General features: G+C 50.1%; 22 protein-coding genes. 12 read left to right on the forward strand and 10 right to left on the reverse strand.

Annotated features, from left to right (window positions below):
- Positions 1-77 precede the first annotated feature (77 nt).
- Both ACYVHX_RS12720 and ACYVHX_RS12725 read right to left on the reverse strand, forming a co-directional pair.
- Positions 78-983 carry an EamA/RhaT family transporter gene (locus ACYVHX_RS12720; protein ID WP_460672022.1) on the reverse strand — a complete coding sequence of 302 codons (906 nt, stop codon included), beginning with the start codon at positions 981-983 and terminating at the stop codon, positions 78-80.
- Positions 984-1,134: 151 nt separating this feature from the next.
- On the reverse strand, positions 1,135-1,827 hold the full coding sequence (locus tag ACYVHX_RS12725; RefSeq protein ID WP_460672023.1) for a fasciclin domain-containing protein: 693 nt from the start codon (positions 1,825-1,827) through the stop codon (positions 1,135-1,137).
- Between the two features lie 224 nt (positions 1,828-2,051).
- On the opposite strand from ACYVHX_RS12725, the gene ACYVHX_RS12730 reads away from it, so the two are divergent.
- Both ACYVHX_RS12730 and ACYVHX_RS12735 read left to right on the forward strand, forming a co-directional pair.
- Positions 2,052-2,522 (forward strand): FKBP-type peptidyl-prolyl cis-trans isomerase, encoded by a 471-nt coding sequence (locus tag ACYVHX_RS12730; RefSeq protein ID WP_460672024.1) that lies wholly within the window; start codon positions 2,052-2,054, stop codon positions 2,520-2,522.
- 204 nt (positions 2,523-2,726) lie between these two features.
- Entirely contained in the window at positions 2,727-3,317 is a 591-nt protein-coding gene (locus tag ACYVHX_RS12735) for a hypothetical protein (RefSeq protein WP_460672025.1), read from the forward strand.
- 107 nt (positions 3,318-3,424) lie between these two features.
- Here ACYVHX_RS12735 and ACYVHX_RS12740 read toward each other — a convergent pair whose 3' ends face one another.
- Together ACYVHX_RS12740 and ACYVHX_RS12745 are read right to left on the reverse strand one after the other, a co-directional pair.
- Positions 3,425-4,177 carry an EcsC family protein gene (locus tag ACYVHX_RS12740; RefSeq protein WP_460672026.1) on the reverse strand — a complete coding sequence of 251 codons (753 nt, stop codon included), beginning with the start codon at positions 4,175-4,177 and terminating at the stop codon, positions 3,425-3,427.
- Positions 4,178-4,198: 21 nt separating this feature from the next.
- A complete protein-coding gene (locus ACYVHX_RS12745; protein ID WP_460672027.1) occupies positions 4,199-5,644 on the reverse strand; it encodes a hypothetical protein in 1,446 nt (481 codons plus the stop codon).
- A gap of 93 nt (positions 5,645-5,737) precedes the next feature.
- Between ACYVHX_RS12745 and ACYVHX_RS12750 the strand changes: the two genes are divergently transcribed.
- Complete coding sequence (locus tag ACYVHX_RS12750; RefSeq protein ID WP_460672028.1) at positions 5,738-6,418, forward strand: murein L,D-transpeptidase catalytic domain family protein; 681 nt, start codon at positions 5,738-5,740, stop codon at positions 6,416-6,418.
- On the opposite strand, the gene ACYVHX_RS12755 is transcribed toward ACYVHX_RS12750, so the two are convergent.
- Positions 6,419-7,624: a L,D-transpeptidase family protein gene (locus tag ACYVHX_RS12755; RefSeq protein WP_460672029.1), complete on the reverse strand. Its 1,206-nt coding sequence runs from the start codon at positions 7,622-7,624 to the stop codon at positions 6,419-6,421. It abuts the gene before it with no gap.
- Positions 7,625-7,781: 157 nt separating this feature from the next.
- On the reverse strand, positions 7,782-8,741 hold the full coding sequence (locus tag ACYVHX_RS12760) for an MBL fold metallo-hydrolase (protein ID WP_460672030.1): 960 nt from the start codon (positions 8,739-8,741) through the stop codon (positions 7,782-7,784).
- 302 nt (positions 8,742-9,043) lie between these two features.
- Here ACYVHX_RS12760 and ACYVHX_RS12765 point away from each other — a divergent pair, with 302 nt between their 5' ends.
- A complete protein-coding gene (locus ACYVHX_RS12765) occupies positions 9,044-9,343 on the forward strand; it encodes a hypothetical protein (protein WP_460672031.1) in 300 nt (99 codons plus the stop codon).
- On the opposite strand, the gene ACYVHX_RS12770 is transcribed toward ACYVHX_RS12765, so the two are convergent.
- Positions 9,340-10,092, reverse strand: coding sequence for a DeoR/GlpR family DNA-binding transcription regulator (locus ACYVHX_RS12770; RefSeq protein WP_460672032.1), 753 nt, complete (start codon positions 10,090-10,092; stop codon positions 9,340-9,342). The genes ACYVHX_RS12765 and ACYVHX_RS12770 overlap by 4 nt on opposite strands.
- A 57-nt stretch (positions 10,093-10,149) precedes the next feature.
- Complete coding sequence (locus tag ACYVHX_RS12775; protein WP_460672033.1) at positions 10,150-10,713, reverse strand: hypothetical protein; 564 nt, start codon at positions 10,711-10,713, stop codon at positions 10,150-10,152.
- A 136-nt stretch (positions 10,714-10,849) separates the two neighbouring features.
- Here ACYVHX_RS12775 and ACYVHX_RS12780 point away from each other — a divergent pair, with 136 nt between their 5' ends.
- From ACYVHX_RS12780 to ACYVHX_RS12805, 6 genes are read left to right on the forward strand one after another with little or no spacing between them, the layout of a single operon-like run.
- Positions 10,850-11,185 (forward strand): hypothetical protein, encoded by a 336-nt coding sequence (locus ACYVHX_RS12780; protein WP_460672034.1) that lies wholly within the window; start codon positions 10,850-10,852, stop codon positions 11,183-11,185.
- Between the two features lie 12 nt (positions 11,186-11,197).
- Positions 11,198-11,959, forward strand: coding sequence for a helix-turn-helix domain-containing protein (locus ACYVHX_RS12785; protein ID WP_460672035.1), 762 nt, complete (start codon positions 11,198-11,200; stop codon positions 11,957-11,959).
- Positions 11,959-12,174 (forward strand): hypothetical protein, encoded by a 216-nt coding sequence (locus ACYVHX_RS12790; protein ID WP_460672036.1) that lies wholly within the window; start codon positions 11,959-11,961, stop codon positions 12,172-12,174. The genes ACYVHX_RS12785 and ACYVHX_RS12790 overlap by 1 nt, the downstream gene beginning before the upstream one ends.
- Entirely contained in the window at positions 12,141-13,517 is a 1,377-nt protein-coding gene (locus ACYVHX_RS12795) for a replicative DNA helicase (protein ID WP_460672037.1), read from the forward strand. The genes ACYVHX_RS12790 and ACYVHX_RS12795 overlap by 34 nt, the downstream gene beginning before the upstream one ends.
- A 12-nt stretch (positions 13,518-13,529) precedes the next feature.
- Positions 13,530-14,291, forward strand: coding sequence for a phage antirepressor KilAC domain-containing protein (locus ACYVHX_RS12800; RefSeq protein WP_460672038.1), 762 nt, complete (start codon positions 13,530-13,532; stop codon positions 14,289-14,291).
- Entirely contained in the window at positions 14,288-14,791 is a 504-nt protein-coding gene (locus tag ACYVHX_RS12805; RefSeq protein WP_460672039.1) for a hypothetical protein, read from the forward strand. The genes ACYVHX_RS12800 and ACYVHX_RS12805 overlap by 4 nt, the downstream gene beginning before the upstream one ends.
- On the opposite strand, the gene ACYVHX_RS12810 is transcribed toward ACYVHX_RS12805, so the two are convergent.
- Together ACYVHX_RS12810 and ACYVHX_RS12815 are read right to left on the reverse strand one after the other, a co-directional pair.
- Positions 14,788-15,510 carry a DUF5131 family protein gene (locus ACYVHX_RS12810; RefSeq protein WP_460672040.1) on the reverse strand — a complete coding sequence of 241 codons (723 nt, stop codon included), beginning with the start codon at positions 15,508-15,510 and terminating at the stop codon, positions 14,788-14,790. The genes ACYVHX_RS12805 and ACYVHX_RS12810 overlap by 4 nt on opposite strands.
- Before the next feature lie 8 nt (positions 15,511-15,518).
- The gene (locus ACYVHX_RS12815; RefSeq protein WP_460672041.1) at positions 15,519-16,637 is read right to left on the reverse strand and encodes a three-Cys-motif partner protein TcmP; all 1,119 of its coding nucleotides are present in this window, start codon (positions 16,635-16,637) and stop codon (positions 15,519-15,521) included.
- 529 nt (positions 16,638-17,166) lie between these two features.
- Between ACYVHX_RS12815 and ACYVHX_RS12820 the strand changes: the two genes are divergently transcribed.
- Positions 17,167-17,304: a hypothetical protein gene (locus tag ACYVHX_RS12820; RefSeq protein ID WP_460672042.1), complete on the forward strand. Its 138-nt coding sequence runs from the start codon at positions 17,167-17,169 to the stop codon at positions 17,302-17,304.
- 1 nt (position 17,305) lies between these two features.
- Entirely contained in the window at positions 17,306-17,635 is a 330-nt protein-coding gene (locus ACYVHX_RS12825; protein WP_460672043.1) for a hypothetical protein, read from the forward strand.
- Positions 17,636-17,807 lie beyond the last annotated feature (172 nt).

Consider the following 17,807-nt stretch of genomic DNA (forward strand, 5'->3'; position numbering starts at 1 on the left):
AGACGTTGAAGGGCGAAAAATACGGAAAAGAGTCAGGAGATAAAAGAGAATTAGACAAGAGAGGTGAGCCATGTCGTTCACCTCACCACCTGCGCCAGCTCCTGCCACGAAATCAGACCGATGGCCAGAACGGCCAGTCCCAACCCGATTTGGTTGAGCACCAGCAATCGTTCTTTGAAAAAAACCGCAGCCGCCAGCGCAGCCACCAGAATGACCCCGATATTATAAAGCGGGTAGACAAAGGCACCGTTGCCGCCAAACTGGGAGAGCGCCAGCAGCAGGGTGTAAAAACTCAGAAAGTTGGGTACACCCAGCGTAACGGCTCCCACCAGGTTCCGGAGTTCGATTTTTTCAGCGCCCTGAATGGATCGGTAAGCCAACATGATAAAACCGGCAGCAATCGCTCCCAACACCATCGTGAGCGTCACCTGCAAGGTTTTATCGGCCGACGGAATGTACCGAAGGTTCATGTAGTTGATCATCGTGTTGGTGATGCCGTACAGTAAAAAAACCGCCACTGGCAGGAGCGTATTCCAGCCCAGCACCCGGACGGGCTGACCTTCTTCTTTTTTAAACGTGCTGAGTCCGACGGCCACCACGGCCAGCACCAGACCGATGTAATTCAGCGCATCAAACGTTTTGCCGCCGGTTTCAAAAACGAACAGACTGAAACAAACCGGCACTACCAGCGACATGTTGTTGGCCAATGAAGTTGCCGTGATGCCCATTCGCTGCGTCGAAATTCCCGACAGAATAAAGGTGATGATGAAACCAACGCCCAGTCCCAGCGCCAGCCAGGTCCAGGTCTGCGCAAAATCAATGGAAAACGGCTGGTTGCGGGGCAGCAACAAAAAACCGGTCAGGAAACAAACCGGGTAGTTGAATACAATGGCCTGAAACGTATTGACCTGAAACCGCGGGAAAATCCGAAAATTAAGCAGCAGCACGACCGAGAGCAGAATGCTCAGGAGCAGAAAAAGCATGGCAAGGGAATAAAGAAATGGAGTGGTAAATGTAAAATGGCGAACGCTAATTGCCAAAATGTCCCCTTACCTGCAATTTGAATGATGAACGATGAATGGGCTACCGCACACGAATTCATCGTTCATCATTCCTACTTCATCATTCTAAAACTTACTTTCCTTTTGGCATCAATACCGCGTCAATCGAATGGATGGTGCCATTGGTGGCTTCCAGATCGGCCCGGTTGATGGTGGCGGCATTGCCCTGGTCGTCCGTGATGGTGGTCACGTCGCCCTGTTTGCCAACGGTCAGCGTGCCGCCGGTGACGGTTTTCAGCTTCTGACCATCCTGCAACTGATCCGCGGTGTAGTTTCCTTTCACGACGTGGTAGGACAGCAGTTTCACCAGTTTCGATTTGGAAGCCGGTTGCAGCAACCCGTCAAAGGTGCCGGCCGGGAGTTTGTCGAAGGCTTCGTTGGTGGGCGCAAAAACCGTGTATGGTCCTTTTCCGGCAGCCTGGTCGTCGAGTCCGGAAACGCGCAGCGCCCGGAACAGCATCGTGTGCTCGGCGGACCGGGCGGCACTGATGGCCAGATCGCGGCCCGTTGATCCACCCGGTTTCATGCCACCGCGGGATTCGCGCCCGGCTCCCATGGGGCCGTAGGCGTTCCCGCTGCCCTGAGTCGATACGGAGGTGTTGCTGCTGGGCATCACGCCCGGCTGGGTAGTAGCGGCTGGCTGCGTTGCCGAATTCCGGTTGGACGTAGTGTCCCGAACTTCAACCGTCTGAGCGACAGCGACTTTTCCGGCGCCTACGAAAAGGCCCATTGCCAAGGCAACGGCGAGAACTGCTTTTCTTTGCATGATTGAAAATGGTTTGTTGAACAAAAACGTTGAGAAAATACCATCAACTTTTAACACATCCCGCCTTCAAATTGTTGTCAGAATGTAGTTGGGTTAACGGGGTAGCCGACGGAATATTTCATTTTCAGCCGCCGTAACCCGCTAATCTTATCGTAGAAAAAGACCAGGATGAACATCCTTTGTCAAAAAAATGTCACCTTTGCTTTTTATTCAATTCGTACATTATGCAAATTTCCAAACACAAAGTTGCCGGTATTCATTACACCCTGCGCGACAACGACGGTAATGTTCTCGACTCCAGCGAAGGACGCGATCCTCTCTATTACCTGCACGGCGAGGGCAACCTCATTCCGGGGATGGAAAATGGGCTGGACGGCAAATCGCCGGGCGACAAGTTTCAGATTAAGGTGCCGGCCGAAGACGGTTACGGTGTCCGTAATGCGGAGATGATCCAGGCCGTTCCGATCAGCGCTTTTGGTGGTCAGCCGGTTCAGGTGGGCATGCAGTTTCAGACGAACCAGGGACAGGTTGTTACGGTTACGGAAGTGGGCAACGAAGAGGTAACCATTGACGGAAACCACCCACTGGCCGGTCAGGAATTGAATTTCGATGTTGAAGTCATTGACGTACGCGATGCTACGGACGAAGAGGTCATGCACAAACACGTGCACGGCCCGGGTGGTCATCACCACTGAGCCGCTGCCCCTGAACACGCTTTTTAGAATTCAGACTCGTAGATGCAAAATGTAGGATGCTGACTGTGAATGTGGTTTCAACCGGGGTCACTTTTCCATTTACGATTTTACATTTTGCATTTATAATTCTTAATTAGGTTCTGTTTGGAATTCCCCCAACTTCTAAACCGCATTCTACCTTCCAACCCCCTTCTTCCTGCTCCCATGAAAAAATTTACCGTGTTTCTGCTGAGCGGTTTTTGCGCAGCACAGGTCTTTGCCCAGACCACCGCGCCAACGCCCGACCTGCAAATAAAAACCGCCGTGCTGGCCGCTCCGACCGACAAACGCGATGGGGCTACAGTTTACGGGTATTCCGGGAAAAATGAACTCGTTGTGCTCCGCAGAGGCACAAATGATTACGTCTGTTTGGCGGATGATCCTGCTCAGAAAGGCTTGAATATTTCCTGCTACCACAAAGGGCTGGAACCATTTATGGCGCGGGGCCGGGAACTAAAGAAAGAAGGGAAAAACCCGGCCGAAATCATGAAAATCCGGGAAGAAGAAGAAAAAGCGGGCAAATGGAAAATGCCCAAACAGCCCTCCTCGCTGTTTGTTTACTCCGCTCCCGATTCCAGTTATAATGCGGCAACAGGTGAGGTAAAAAAAGGGTACCTGCGTTACGTGGTTTATATTCCCTACGCCACCGCCGAGAGCACCGGTCTGCCGCTCAAAGCCGAAGCGCCGGGTATGCCCTGGATCATGGACCCCGGCACGCACCGGGCGCACATTATGATCAATCCGCCCCGGCAGTAGAAACAGTTCACGGTTTTCGGCAGCTGACGCACACTACCAACGCGTCAGCTCCAAACCCTTGTCCCCCGTAAACCGTAAACCGTAAACCGTAAACCGTAAACCGTAAACTACTGGTTTGCTTCGTTCATTTCCAGCGTTCTGGCTTCCGCCCAGCGCATCCGGTAGGCATTCATGGCGGTTTTACCCAGGGCATCCAGCAGGCGGTAGTTGACCACCAGCCCCACGGCGGCCCCAATGCCCGGAACAAGCTGCGCCATTTTGGCCAGATCAATATAATCGCGGTATTCCTGCTGGAAAGTGCGCCAATCGAACTGGTCGATGTCATCGGGGAGCAACTGACTTTTCGCCTGCCAGTTGGTCATCTGGTGGTAAACCGCCTGGCGACGTTCCTGACTCGAAAAGGCCAGCTGAAAAATGTGCATGATGTAGAGCCGCTCCTTGTATTCATTGATCGGGTACCCGTACATGGCCGCGATCTCGAACAGCAGTTTCATTTTCAGGGCCAGCAGAATCGGGAAGTCGGCCAGACCCAGCAGCAGACCACCCGCACCGGTTACGCCCCCCTCCGCAGCCCCGGCGGTTTTGTAGAACGTAATCCGGTCCCGCACCCGTTCTTCCCGTTCCTCCAGCGACAAGTGGTGCAAAACCGGCTCGCGGGTCAGGAACTCCGCACCGAACAAAACCGCCCGCGTCATCTGCTTGATGGTGGCGGTGATGGCCTGATGGACTTTCTCAGGAATGATTCGGTTGATCCGGGTTTGCAGATTTTTGGAAAGCCGGTTGATCGCCGACGGTTTGCGCATCATCTTCACCCGCCAGGTGTTCAGTTCGCGCACAACGGCGTCTTCGTAAGGTGACATAGTGGTTTGGTGATTTCGGAATCAGCGCGGTCCCTGCCGCCGGTTGTTTTGCCGAACGCCGGTTCCCAGTCTGGCGTTGTTCGATACCTTGTTATACCCTTCAAACGTGGAATTTTCCACCGTTGTATTGAACGAATCGAGACTTAGTTGAATGGCGGTTTTGGTGCTGTCAGTGGTAACAAACCGGCTTCCGTCGGTGATCCGACTCTGCTTGATCCGGGCACCCACAATGCCGCTGTTGATGAAATGGCTGTTTTTGACCAGCAATTCGGTCAGTTGGCCGTTGTAATACCGGATGTTTCCGCCCCGAAACGTCGCCCCGTTGACCGTAATTCGGCGCGAACCGGAATTTTCGTAGCTAATGTACGCATCCCTGTCAAATTCGCAACCGGGCCCGATGATGGTTTCTTCGCTGGTGGAGGTGCCCCCGCCGTAGTTGGCAAACGAGTTGCGGGCCACCGTTTTCAGGGTTTTAACGTTTCGCAGGGTGACCGGCCCGCTGAACGTCAGCGCCCCGTCCGTGTCGGTGGCTTCCAACCCTTTGCCGCAATTGCGGGCCGTAAAACCGGTAATCAGGATGCGGTATTGGTGGTGCAATCCTTTAACCGCGTTGACGCAGTTTTCGGCTTCCCCGTTCTGAATCGTGGCTTTGACGCGCTCCGAAATGCCAAAACCCACCCGGTATCCGGTAGCTTGGCACTGGGTCCAGGTTACCCGGTGGTCGGAGTCGGTTTGTTCGCCTTCCGACCAAAAACCGGCATACGGGCTGGTTCCTTTGGTGTTCCGGGCAACACAGCGCACAAAGACGCTACCCGGTGCATTGTCGCTGTCGAACGCATCGCCCACGCAGTCGGTCACGGTGCAGGATTCGAAGCGGGTGTTTCGGGCGTATCCACCGGCAATAAAAGGGGATTTACCCCCCACGTCGTGATACCGTTTTTGTCCGATGGCCCGGCAATTCCGAAACAGGTTGCCATCGGAAGGCGCCTTGGTTTCACCCGCATTAAATAATTGATTTTCAACCACAAACGTCGAAGCATCAGCCTTACTGATCGACACGCGGTCGGCCCCGCTGGCCGTACACCCGCCGAAATAGATGCCCCCCTCAATCGGGCTTTTGTCGCAGTCGATGCTCAAATCCCGGATAAAAACCGCCTTTTTCGCATTAGCCCAAAACGCGTAGCCCCGCTGCGTATTCCTGATGATGAACGTCCTTCCGATCCCGGCCCCCTGAATACTGATCGACGAACCGGTTATTTCAACGGGGCCCTGCACAAACCGCCCGGCCGGATACGTCAGGGTGCCGCCACCCTGCTTTTTCAGCACGGCAATGGCCCGGTTTGCTGCCTGGTTCAGCTCCGTTTCACCCGGTTTTTTATGCGTCAGAATCGAAACAACGGGAAGTCCAAAACCGGCTGAATGCCAGAGCAATAGAATTACGAATTGAATCCAGAAGGGACGAATCATGCAGAAATTCATTGGTTTGTCGAATTATTCTGATGGCATTGGCGTTAATAAACTACAATCCATCTTACTTACTGACAAGTTAATCAACGTTTTATGAAAAAAGCGCTGCTGATTTTCTTTGCCATCTTGCCCTTCAGCCTTGCCAGCATCGGCACCACGGTCAAACACATGGCTCACTCGGCACTCGACCGAAACAGCCTTTGGTCCGGGATTCACTCTGAACTGAACCTCGACAGCATCGGCCTTCGTAAGGAGGTATTCGACTATGCGCTGCGCGGGTTGCAAAAGACCAATTTTCCTAAATCGGTACTTAGTATTGTCGATTTGAGCCAGCCCTCAAGTCACAAGCGGCTGTACGTCATCGACCTTGAAAGTCATAAACTGCTGTTTCAGGAGTATGTGGCCCACGGCCGGAATTCGGGCGAACTGATGGCGGCCACGTTCTCCAACACTTCATCGTCTTTCCAGTCGAGCCTGGGTTTTTACCAGACGCTCGGCACCTACCAGGGCAAACACGGTTTATCGCTGCAACTGCAAGGCCTGGAACGCGGTTTCAATGATAACGCCTTCAGCCGGGCGATTGTGATGCACGGCGCCGATTACGTTTGCGAGGACTTCATCCGCCAAACCGGTCGGCTGGGACGCAGCCAGGGGTGTCCGGCGGTTTCCAATGCCAGCAGCAAGGCCATTATCCAGGCCATTAAAGGCGGTTCCTGCCTGTTTGTTTATTCGCCCAATCCGAATTACATCCAGAAATCAACGTTTCTGCTGTAATTACATCGGCCGGCCGTCCAGTCCGTACACGTCGCGGTAGGCCTGTAGCTGCCCTTTTTCATCAACATCGACCCGGTTGTACACCACAAAAACCGGGAAGGGCTTGGGCAGTTTCAGGGTCTGCGGTTTCTGATCGACCATGCAGCGGTTCATAAATCCTTCGTCCAGCACCGGTTCTTCCATCAGGTAGTTGGCCAGTTCAACCGGTTTCTGCACGCGCATACAGCCGTGGCTCCGCCAGCGGTCGGACGTCAGATCGAACAGATCCCGGGCGTTGGTGTCGTGCAGGTAAATTGCGCCGGGCCCCGTTAGGTTAAACTTGATCAGGCCCAGTGAGTTACTGCAACCCGATGCCTGCCGAAATCGGTACGGAAAATTTTCGGCGGACATTTCATCCCATTCAATGTCCGAGGGATCAACGACCTGGTCTTTTTCGTCCAGCACTTCCATATTCTGGTTTTCCAGGTATTGCGCGTCGGCCTGCACTTTCGGCAGAATCTCCTTGATCCCGATGCCGCGCGGCACATTCCAGTACGGATACGTGATGATATCGGTCAGATAGGTGGTAAAAAACGGCGTTTTGGCGTCCTTCTTGCCCGCAATCACATCCATCGGCAACAGGCATTTGCCGCTGCGATCGTAGATATTTAGCTGGGCAGCGGGAATGTTAACCACCAAAAACCGGTCAAATTCAAAGCGATTCAGGTACCGGTAGAAATTCAGCGTTTGCCGGACGTACTTAGCCGTGTCGTAAACGGCGGCTTTTCGCAGCCGGAGGTAATGATTAACCAGCGTGGTGTAATGACCAAAAACCGGGGTTTTCTTCAGCGAATCCAGCGCCGATTTGCCTTCGTCTTTTTTCAACATGGCAATCGCCCAGACGGTGTCGACTTTTTCCGGCAGCTTGGTATACGTGATTCGGGACGGTTTTAGGCCGTAGCGCAACTCGAGCAGTAAACTAGTGAATTTCTCACCAAATTCTTTTTTGGTATCGGTTTCCACGAATGCGTAGCGGGCCGTGTCGATGCCAACGGAGTCGGCGGCCCGGCACAATTGGCGCATCACCAATTCGGCCTGGTCCCGGTTCCAGCCCTCGGCCGGCACTTCATTTTTATTCAGTACGCCAAAATGTTTCAGCGTAAACCAGCCCACAAACAACACAACAACGGCACTGGCAATCAATATGATTATATTACGGCGTTCCATACTTCACAGTCTCAACACAGGTTATACGTATGTATAAAACGCCAATTGGGTCCCCGGTGTTTACAAAATGGCGGTTTTCGGGTAAATAACGAACTGCAAAAGCCCCGGAGGTCTGAACCCCGGGGCTTTTTATAGTGGTGGCTTTGCTAAAAACCTGTTATTTCCGCTTGCTGCCAAATAGAAACATAACCGTGCCGACAATCAGTCCGATGCCTACGGCCCGGGCCACGTGGAACGAAACCGGGGGCGGCATATCGACAACACCCTGCTCGTCCGTATGGGCGGGCTGCTTGACATAGCGACCGCCTTTAGGCACTTCTTTTTCTTCAAAATTATGAATCAGATCTTCCAGCAGCTGCGGCAGTTGGATGCCCCGAATCGCTTTCCCGTGGCCGGTTCCGGCTGCGGTGGGATTCAGGGTGGCAATTTCCTGAATGGAACGTTTGGAAGCTACCCAATCGAACGTGAAATAAGCCGGGGGACCGTGCAATTCCTCTTTTTGCGTGGCTACGGCAATGGCCGAATTTTGGTTTGTATTGGTAAACGCATCCCCCGCAATCAGGACCCGGTCGCTTTCCCGAAACAACGAAATATGGCCGGGCGCATGACCGGGCGTGTGAAGTACCCGCCAATCCGGCAGTTCAGGTATTGGCCCTTCCGTCGGAAGCGGCCGGACCCGGTCGCCAAAATTGGAAGGACCCGTGGGAAACATCCACGACAGATACGCCATTGCTCCACCTCCCACGGCCGGATCCGGTGGTGGATAACTGGATTTGCCCTGCAAAAAGGGCAGTTCCAGCGAATGGGCATAAACCGGAACCGCGCTCCACTCCTTGAGCAGCGATTCGAGTGAGCCGGTGTGATCAAAATGACCGTGCGTTAAAACGATGGCCTGCGGAGGATTGTTCTCCCCAAATAATTCCCGGGCTTTCTGCCGGATGGAATCGGCTCCGCTGGGCGTACCCGCATCGATTAACACCCATTTGGCGCCCGGCTGAGGTTCGCCAATGAAGTAAACGTTGACAAACAGGTTCTTGATTCCTCGCACATCTTCCGCAACATCATACGGACCCAGTTGATGACTGACTTCCGGATTTTCGATCGTTTGACTTTCCATACCCCTCTTTAGGTTTTGTTTATTTCTTAACCCATCCGGTACCGAATTGTTGGTTTTCGTTATTGATAGTTCCCGTCCGTCATATCCTGTCCATTCGTCCTTCGTTATTCAACATTCATGATTCGATATTCTTTTGTTTCTCTCACCGGGGTATTGGTCGAATGAAGAATGGTGAATGGTGAATAACGAAGGATGAAATGAGTAGGAAGGACACGAAGGAATGGCTGTGCCGAAACATCCTCTTCAGAGTAGTTCCTACTTACAAATTTGTGTATCTTTACGGCCGAAAACCGCCGTTGAGAATGCGAGCTCTGAAAGTGACCAAATACAGTCCGATTTTGCATGAATTGCGCGCATCATGGGGCGTCCTCCAGGCCGGTAAATACCTTCTGACCGAGTCGATGCAGAACCGGGGTCCTCACGAAGATTTTTTTGCCTATCAAAACGCCGTTGCCGAAATCGGGCGCATCGAGCGGAAACTCGAAATTCTGTACGACGAAATTCAGGCCGTTGAACTGCTCCACCAGGCCGCAATCCTGACCGGTAATTACGAAGATATGCCGGGCCGCAAACGCCCGAGCGATAACCAGTCCATGAATTAATTCAGTACCCGCACGCCCCCTTTGCGGTATCGCTCCAGTACTGACGGCGAAGCGTCCGAATCGGTCACCAGCACCTGAATCAGGCTTAGCGGAGCAAACTGCACGTATTTGTCTTTTTCCAGTTTCGTCGAATCACACAACAGATACACTTCCGCGGCCTGGGCAGCCATCGCCAGCGTCATTTCAGCTTCGGTTTCGCTGTGCGCCGATAAGCCATTTTGCGCCGAAATACCGTCCACGCCCAGAAATGCTTTGTGCGCCCGGTAGCGGGCAATGTGTTCGTTGGCCATCAGCCCATGAACCGCCTGGCGTTTTGCATCCACTTCTCCTCCCACCAGATTGACCGTCACCTCCGACTGCATCAATTCATTGATAACCGGCAGTGAATTGGTAATCACCCGGATACGCTTGTTGCGGATAAACTGGCACAAGCGAAAAACCGTGCTGCCGCAATCCAGAAAAATAGTATCGCCCTCCAGAATTTCCTGAGCCGCCAGCCGGCAGATGTGGTCTTTGTTTTCGGAGTTCACGGCGGTTTTGTTGACAAACCTAACGGGATTTGCCGCCAACTGCACGTCCATCGCTCCCCCGTGGGTCCGGTAAATCAAGCCATCAGCCGCCAGCAGAGTCAAGTCCCGGCGAATGGTAATTTCCGATGTTTGCAGCAATTCGGCCAGTTCTTTCACATCAACCGATCCGCGCTCCCCGACCGTTTGTAAAATAAGTCGCTTTCTGTTGGGAAATCTCATAGCTCTATTTTAAACCACTCAACGCGCATTTTTGCGCTGCGGTAACTAACGAGGTAACTACGCCCGGCCCGGAATCAATACATCCACCATCATTGACGCCACTTCATACTCACTGTAACGAGTGTGACGAAAATACTGATGAGGAATCGTAATAACCGGATCGGTGCAATCACCCGTGGTGTCGTTAGTTACCTCTGGAAAATTTTCAACGGCAACTTTCAACGTCTGGTTGTGGTCTTTGACCGTCTCCAGCAGTTCGTCTTTGAACTTAAGCTCCAGCTTCATTTTCTCTAATTCCCGGTCGGCTTTTTCGGTGGCCTGTTTAATAAGCACCTGTGTAGCTACCTCATCGCTGGCCGATCCGCTTCCCACTCCCCCGCTGTCTGGTAGCCCGGCATTATCAAATCTTCCCGATGCCAGAGCATTCAAGTTTACATCATTCGGCCACTGCTGATGCAATGCCGCGAATACATCCCAGGTTGGGTGCCGTTCCTCTAAAGTAATCTGACGAAGCACCTGATAATTCAGCCCCGTCGCCTTAGACACCTCATTAGCACCACCTTTCGCATTGATCAACGCGGTGGTCCACTTTCGCAATTCATCCTTTACGGTCTTTTCCATTTTATTTTTAGCATTTGTATAATTTGTTGTTGCGTTTTATTTAGCATTTGCTTATTATTGTGCTAATGTTTAGTGAACGTATACATAAACGTTTAATAAATGATTAGCTAACGCAGAGCAAACGTATACAAAAACAATGAGAACCGCAAAGAAAAATTACACAAATGCTCAATTGGAGTTATTATACGGTAGTATAAAGGACACCAATTATACCAATGAGGTCATTGCCGTTCTGGGTGAATGGGTAAAATCGGGCGTATTGCCGAAAAAGTTTAAGAAAATCGACGCCAACCGCGTCCGCCTGACGGTGCATCTTACGATCCGCAAAATCGAAGCCGATAAGGCCGATCCTGAGAATACGGTAAAACAATACTACATCGAGGAAGTCTGGGACGCCATTGTTGAAGTCCTGAAACGCCGGAAAGCAAAGGCCCAGAAGAAGACTGCCCAACTGGAAGAGGTATTCGCTTAGCAATCGCTCACCATGCAGCCCACTTACTTCGCGGTCATACCGGCATCGGTTCGGTATGATAAGGATTTGCCGCCTAATGCAAAACTACTTTATGGAGAAATAACCGCACTGGCGAACCGGGAGGGCTACTGCTTTGCCAGTAATCAATACTTTGCCGAACTCTACGATGTGGACAAAACGCGCATTTCCAAATGGATTTCAGCCCTGCAAAAGAAAGGATATGTAAGGGTTGAAATCAACCAGGATACCTTCCAAAGGCACATCCGAATCCCAGCTACGCCGCTGTTTGAAGCGCAAGACCCTTGTCCAAAAGGACAAGCCCCCCCCTTGTCCAAAAAGACAATAGGGGTTGACGAAAAAGACAATACCCCTTGTCCAAAAGGACAATATAATAATACAGTTAATACTATTGATGATGATGTTGAAGGCGAAACGCCAATTTCGGAAACTTTAAACGAGGTTTTGCTGCAACACCAGACAACCCTATTAGCCGATAAGGAATGGGTTCACAACTGCGCCCGCTCGCTGTCGATAACCGATAAGCAGTATCACGACTACGTTAGCCGGTTTATTGCCCGCCAGATGGCTGAAAAGCGCGAAAGCTGCCGGGTCTACAGCGAATGTAAACGCTGGTGCTACAACTGGATTCAGAACAAAATGACCATCGACGGGCCACCGGGAGAGAAAAAAGGTCATAAGGCCCAGGTGTACGCCGGAGTGCTTCAGAATCAAACCACACAACCTAACCGCATCCGTCAGGAAGTGCCCGATTAATGGATCTACACCGCAACTATACCGGCTACCGGGGCCGCTGCCGCCGGACGCCCGACCTGGATCCGCCCGAAACGCCCGATCCGCTGATTGTCGAAATCCTGCAATCGCTGGAACCGCTCAAACCAGACAACTTACTGATTCTTGAAACCGCAGAGGGACTTCTGCCTTACTACCTGGACCAATGGGGACCATCGACGCCACCGAAAGAGAACTGATCGCCATTTGCCTGACGCAGCGCGGAGCTTTCCGCGAGGTGGCTGTGATGATTCAAAACCCGAAAATCTTTTCCATTGAGCACGGGCCCAAGATTTTCACGGCCATGCAGCAATTACACAGCCGTAACCTCAACACCGACTTAGTAAGTGTCAGCAATGAATTAACCCGGCTTTACGGAGAAACCAACACCGACCACGGTACCTGGTTAAACCTGCTTACGCCCTTCATTAGGGCGGCCAACCGCTTTACCGGAAACATCAGCTACAAGTGCGAAATCCTGCTTCAGAACGCTTTGATTGAAGACGTTTTGCATACCTCCACCTGGGCCATCAACGAAGCCCAGATTCAGGGCACCAATCCGCACGAATTGATCGACGCGATGATTAAGCGGCTGTCTGACGCTAAAAAACGCCTGTCGATCGACACTGACATCACCTACTCAGATTACCTGAATGAAGCCGTTACGCTGGCTGAACAGGCTGCCAAAACCGGCGATCCGATCACTGGTATAAAGACTCTGTTTGGTGAGCTGGACCTCTATTTAAAGGGTTTGCAGCCCTCCACGCTTACGATTATGGCCGGCCGGCCCGGGATGGGAAAAACGGCTGAAGTGTGCCAGATTGCTTACAATACTGCCTTTAAGCAGGGTATACCAACCGCTTTGTTCTCGCTGGAAATGAACGGGGTTCAGATGGCCCGCCGGACGCTGGCCATTGACACGCAGTACAAAAACGGCGAGGTCATGTCGGGCTGTGACCGGCATGGCAACCCGATCAGCATCCTTAGTCTTCGCAGTTCGGCCGAGCGGTTAGGCAAAGCGCCTATATTTCTATTCGATAAGATCCGCACCCTGCCGCAGTTTCGGGCCAAAGTGACGCAACTCGTTGATGAAGCCGGTTTAAAACTGGTGATTGTCGATTACCTGCAACTGATGCGAACCGGCGGTAAAAACGATAGCGACGGTTATAGCCGGGTTTCCGAGGTCAGCCGGGAGCTTAAGGAACTATCCATCATTCACAACATCCCAATAATTGCCCTGGCCCAGCTCAGCCGTTCGGTAGAAACCAGAGGTGGGGATAAACGGCCGATGCTTTCGGATTTGAAAGAATCAGGATCCATCGAGCAGGATGCCGATAATGTTATCTTTCTCTACCGGCCTTCGTACTACGGCATCACGGCAGCGGCCGACGGTAGCCCATTATCCGAAAACGACCTGTTTAACATCGTCGCTAAAAACCGAAACGGTTCCACCCACACCCAGGAGGGCGGCATATTGCTACACTATACTCCGGCAAACAACCGGATCAGAAGCACCGATTCACCAACACCAACCGAATTTTAAACCAGCACAGCCATGTTCGGACTACAGATTTACGAGTACAAAGGCCATGTTATTGAGTTTGAAGTCGTCGGCGGCCAGGTCTACGCCAACGCAACTACCATGTGTCAGGCGTTCGGCAAAAAGCCAGTCAACTGGCTGGCATTGCCAACGGTGAAACGCTATGTGGCTGCTATTCAGGCAAAGTCAGAAAATCTGACTTTGGTCCTTACGCGCCAGGGCGGGCTAAATCCCGGCACATGGATTCACGAAAAGCTGATTTTAAAGCTCGCTCAGTGGCTGGACGTAGATTTTGAAATCCAGTGCGACGAATGGGTGTCCGAACTGGTCAGAACCGGAAAGGTCGAGTTGCAGCCGCCCGCCGAACTTTCGCGCAAGGATATGGCGATGATGATCTACGAAGCCGAGGTTGCCAAAGAACGGCTGTTGATTGAGAACTCCAAGCTAAAGCAGGAGAATGAAGTGGCCCAGCCGAAAATTGATTTTTATGATGCCGTTACCGACAGCAAGGATGTGGCTGATTTGAGCAAGGTTGCTAAAATTCTAAATTTTAAGAATATTGGCCGCAATAAACTATTTGAAATTTTGAGATTAGAAGGGGTACTGCGAACGAATAATGAACCGTACCAGAAATTCGTTGATTGTGGCTGGTTCCGGGTGCTGGAAACATCCTGGTCAAAACCGGACGGTTCGCAGCATGTATATTTTAAAACCGTCGTCTTTCAAAAAGGAATCGATGCCATCCGGAAAATTCTGTTAAAAACCGGCTCAGTATGAAAAACCGAAATATGCCTGAGAAAGAAATGGTGGCCATGGTGTTAAACCGCCTATCCAACCATTTCCATATTTCCCGGGAGGTGTGGGGTACCCATTTTACCGGAAAAAAGAAACGGATTGATGCTATTGTAAAACCGATCGACAATTCCGGGTGGAAAAATCCGGATGTAGCGTTCGGCATCGAGTTTAAAAAACCGTCGATTGAGCACGATATTCGGGATGTAACTGGCTTGATCCGGCAGGCTTATGAATATCAGTATACAAAATTCGACGGTTTTGGAACGGTTCCGGTTTTAATTTGCCCACTACTTCTCCATCCGACGATCGAGACCGGACAAGGCTATTCATTCGTCCGGAGGCTGATCGGCGAATTCGGTTTGGGTGAAATAAAAAACGATCACCGGGGGCTGGCGATCGTTTTTAAAGCCGACCATACGATCTGGTCAGAAAAGCAAGGCATTTCGCTGGGCCGGACGTGGGCTTTCGAGGCGAATTATTAAGCTGCTTGTAAAAATCGGTCTGGCATTTCGTCGTACGTTTTTCCGTTCAAGGTGCGTCCAGTTTCTTTTTTATTCCTACCACCCCACTGTTTAAAGAAAAATTTAACGCCGGCTAATTCACATTGATTTAAAATACTCTGTACCCATTCTTCTTTCATTGGTCTGGCTTTTGGTCCTGACTCACCGCCAACTATTACCCAATCTATCCCGGTTAAATTAATTTTTTCAAGTGGCCCCAGCAGCGGTTCAACGGACAAAAATTTGGTCAACGCACTCGAATTACGAAGTCCATCAATGCGTTCCAATACCCGTGCATCTTCGACCGAAACGCCCATCCAAATGTTAGGGGTCCACTTTAAATATGGAGAATATTTTTCAAGAACGTCACCACGTTTTGTCAATACTTGAAACGTATGCTTAGAACAGTCATTCATTACATTGAATACTTTTTGAACAAACTCCAAAGGGACGTTTTTATGGAACAAATCACTCATGGAATTGACAAAAACGGTTTTGGGCTTTTTCCATGAATAAGGAACATCAAGCGCATCTTCATGCAATGCCAATTTAAAGCCATTTTCATACTTTTTTTGACCCATGGCCTTTAGCCTTTTTGCCATAACTTCGGCATAACAAAACTTACAACCGGCCGTTAATTTATCGCATCCAGTTGTAGGATTCCAGGTCATTTCGGTCCATTCAATTGAAGACTGAGCCATACTTATATTTAGGGAAAAGTGAAGATTAATTCATCACTACAGGTAAAGCTATCTTTTCTTTTTCTTTTTTCAAGCGGCTTATTACATGTAATATATCCATTTTTTTCTAAATAAACAAGAGCATTTTTATAGTCTGTTGGGCTATAGTTAGTTCCACAATGAGCTTCGTAATATATGTCAATACATTTTACGGCTTGGCCACTATGTTTCTTCAAAATTTCCTTCCATAAATCATCAAAAGAATATTTTGGAAACAACGTCTGTAGACGGTGAATCTTTTTTTGATTTGGATTATAGGAATAGGAAGAAATTTGCCCGATTTCAAAGTTACTTTCTTTAGCCATAATGCTCTTCATCATTGTATAAGCTAATTGATTTTTGGAAACAAAAAATACAAAATGACTAGTCTTTACGCCGTCTTTTTTGTAGAATTTAAAGTAAATCGAATATTTGCCGCCGATACTTTTTAAAGCGTCCTGCATAGTCAATAATATTAATTCTTCTCTTTTTACAGGATGTAAGCCTTTTACTTTTTCTTTTAATTCGACTATTATATCATCACCAAATATCGGATTTGAATTTTTGTGTAAAACGGGATTATTTAAAATCATATTGATACGATTGTAATTAAAAAAGAAAATACAATCGCAACCCCAATCTTTTAAAATATTGCCTATTAATTTTAAACTTAAACCTTTATAACCAAAAGGATCAACAAATAGGAGTGTAGGAATAATTTTATACTTTCCGAATTCAGCAGCCAATTCATCGCCTACCTTCTCATTCCAAATTTGCGGTTGATACCTCAGCGTATCTACAGACTCAATTTCACTTATTGCTTTTGTGAGGGCTTCAGTATGCTTCGGATTGCTGTCGTTGAAAATAGTGATTAACCTTTGACTAATTTTCGGATTCCTAATTGCGCCTTCTATAATATGAATAGGGGTTGATTTATCTCCACTCTCGTATTTGCCCGTTCCAGAAAATAAATCAACGTAAGCTAAAGTTTCTTGTTGCGACTTGGCGATTATTACGTTAGCCCACGCCCAAAAATATTTCCTTACAATTTCAGTCTTCGTTTTTGAAACCTCGGTCGGCGCTTCAAAGAAATCATCTCGTACATCCATAAGTATAATTCGATCATAGGATTGTACAACCTAGCAATTCTGATCGGCTTTCGCAAATCGCTACACGTTGATTATTAATCAGTTAGCAATCGCTAAGAAAATATTTATTCATTTGCTAAAAAATAATTAAGCATTTGCTTTGTATTTATTTAGCAATCGCTTACATTTGTCTATACCAATTCGCCAGCCACCCCGCCACCGGGCGGGCTCCAGCAGGGAGACCAGATAGACAGCTATGTTCCAGATTTCTAACGCCAATTACGTAGTCGATTACCACACCAGGACTGCGCTTTACGGACCAATGGATTCGCAGCAGGCTGTCGATTGGATTAACTCCCAGCAGGAGAATAGCGTGAAGTATGCGAATGAGTCCCGTTACTCGCTAGCCAAATGCGGCAAGTACCCCAGAACAAGATCGGGCGAAATGGCCCTTATGTCTGATCTGGAAAAGACGCCACAATTTGAATTAAAGCCGAAGTCGAAGATGTTCGGACCAGCTGTCGTATACGATAAAATTCCCGCCTAAGCCATGACAACCGACCTCAACACCCTGGCGACCACCGCCCGCCAGCAGATATTCTCCGCGCCCGCCGGACAGGTGGCGTGGGCTGTTCGCCGGTGGCTGGACATCCTTGTGCTCAGATTCCAAATTGAAAACCGCAGATAAGATGAATGCTGAAATCAAGACGAAATGGCTGGCCGCGCTACGGTCGGGAGAGTACCAGCAGGCTCAATGTGCACTCCGTGTGGTAAATCTGAAAGGGGAGTATCAGCACTGCTGTTTAGGCGTTCTTGCTGACCTGATCGATCCCAAAGCGTGGCAGATAATGAATAGCCGTAAGGCATATAAACATGGTGTAGATGGGATTTCTTACCCTTCGCAAAAAGTCCTTGAAAAGGCAGACCTCGCTTACGATAACGCCAGCGAACTAGCCGACATGAACGACTGCGGGCAAACCTTCCTCGAAATCGCCGACTACATCGAAACCAACTTCTGACCATGAACACCATCCTCAGCATCACCGCCGTATTCACCCTCTGCCTGCTCATCATTTGGCTTTTCATCCGCAGCGGCAAACGGCAGATGGCACCGCCCCGCGTCAGGCGCCCGGACCCGCTGGCGTCCAAGTTCCGGCGGATGCGATTGCGGGGGAGACACTGGGTTAGGGT

The sequence above is a fragment of the Larkinella ripae genome, from assembly GCF_054780775.1.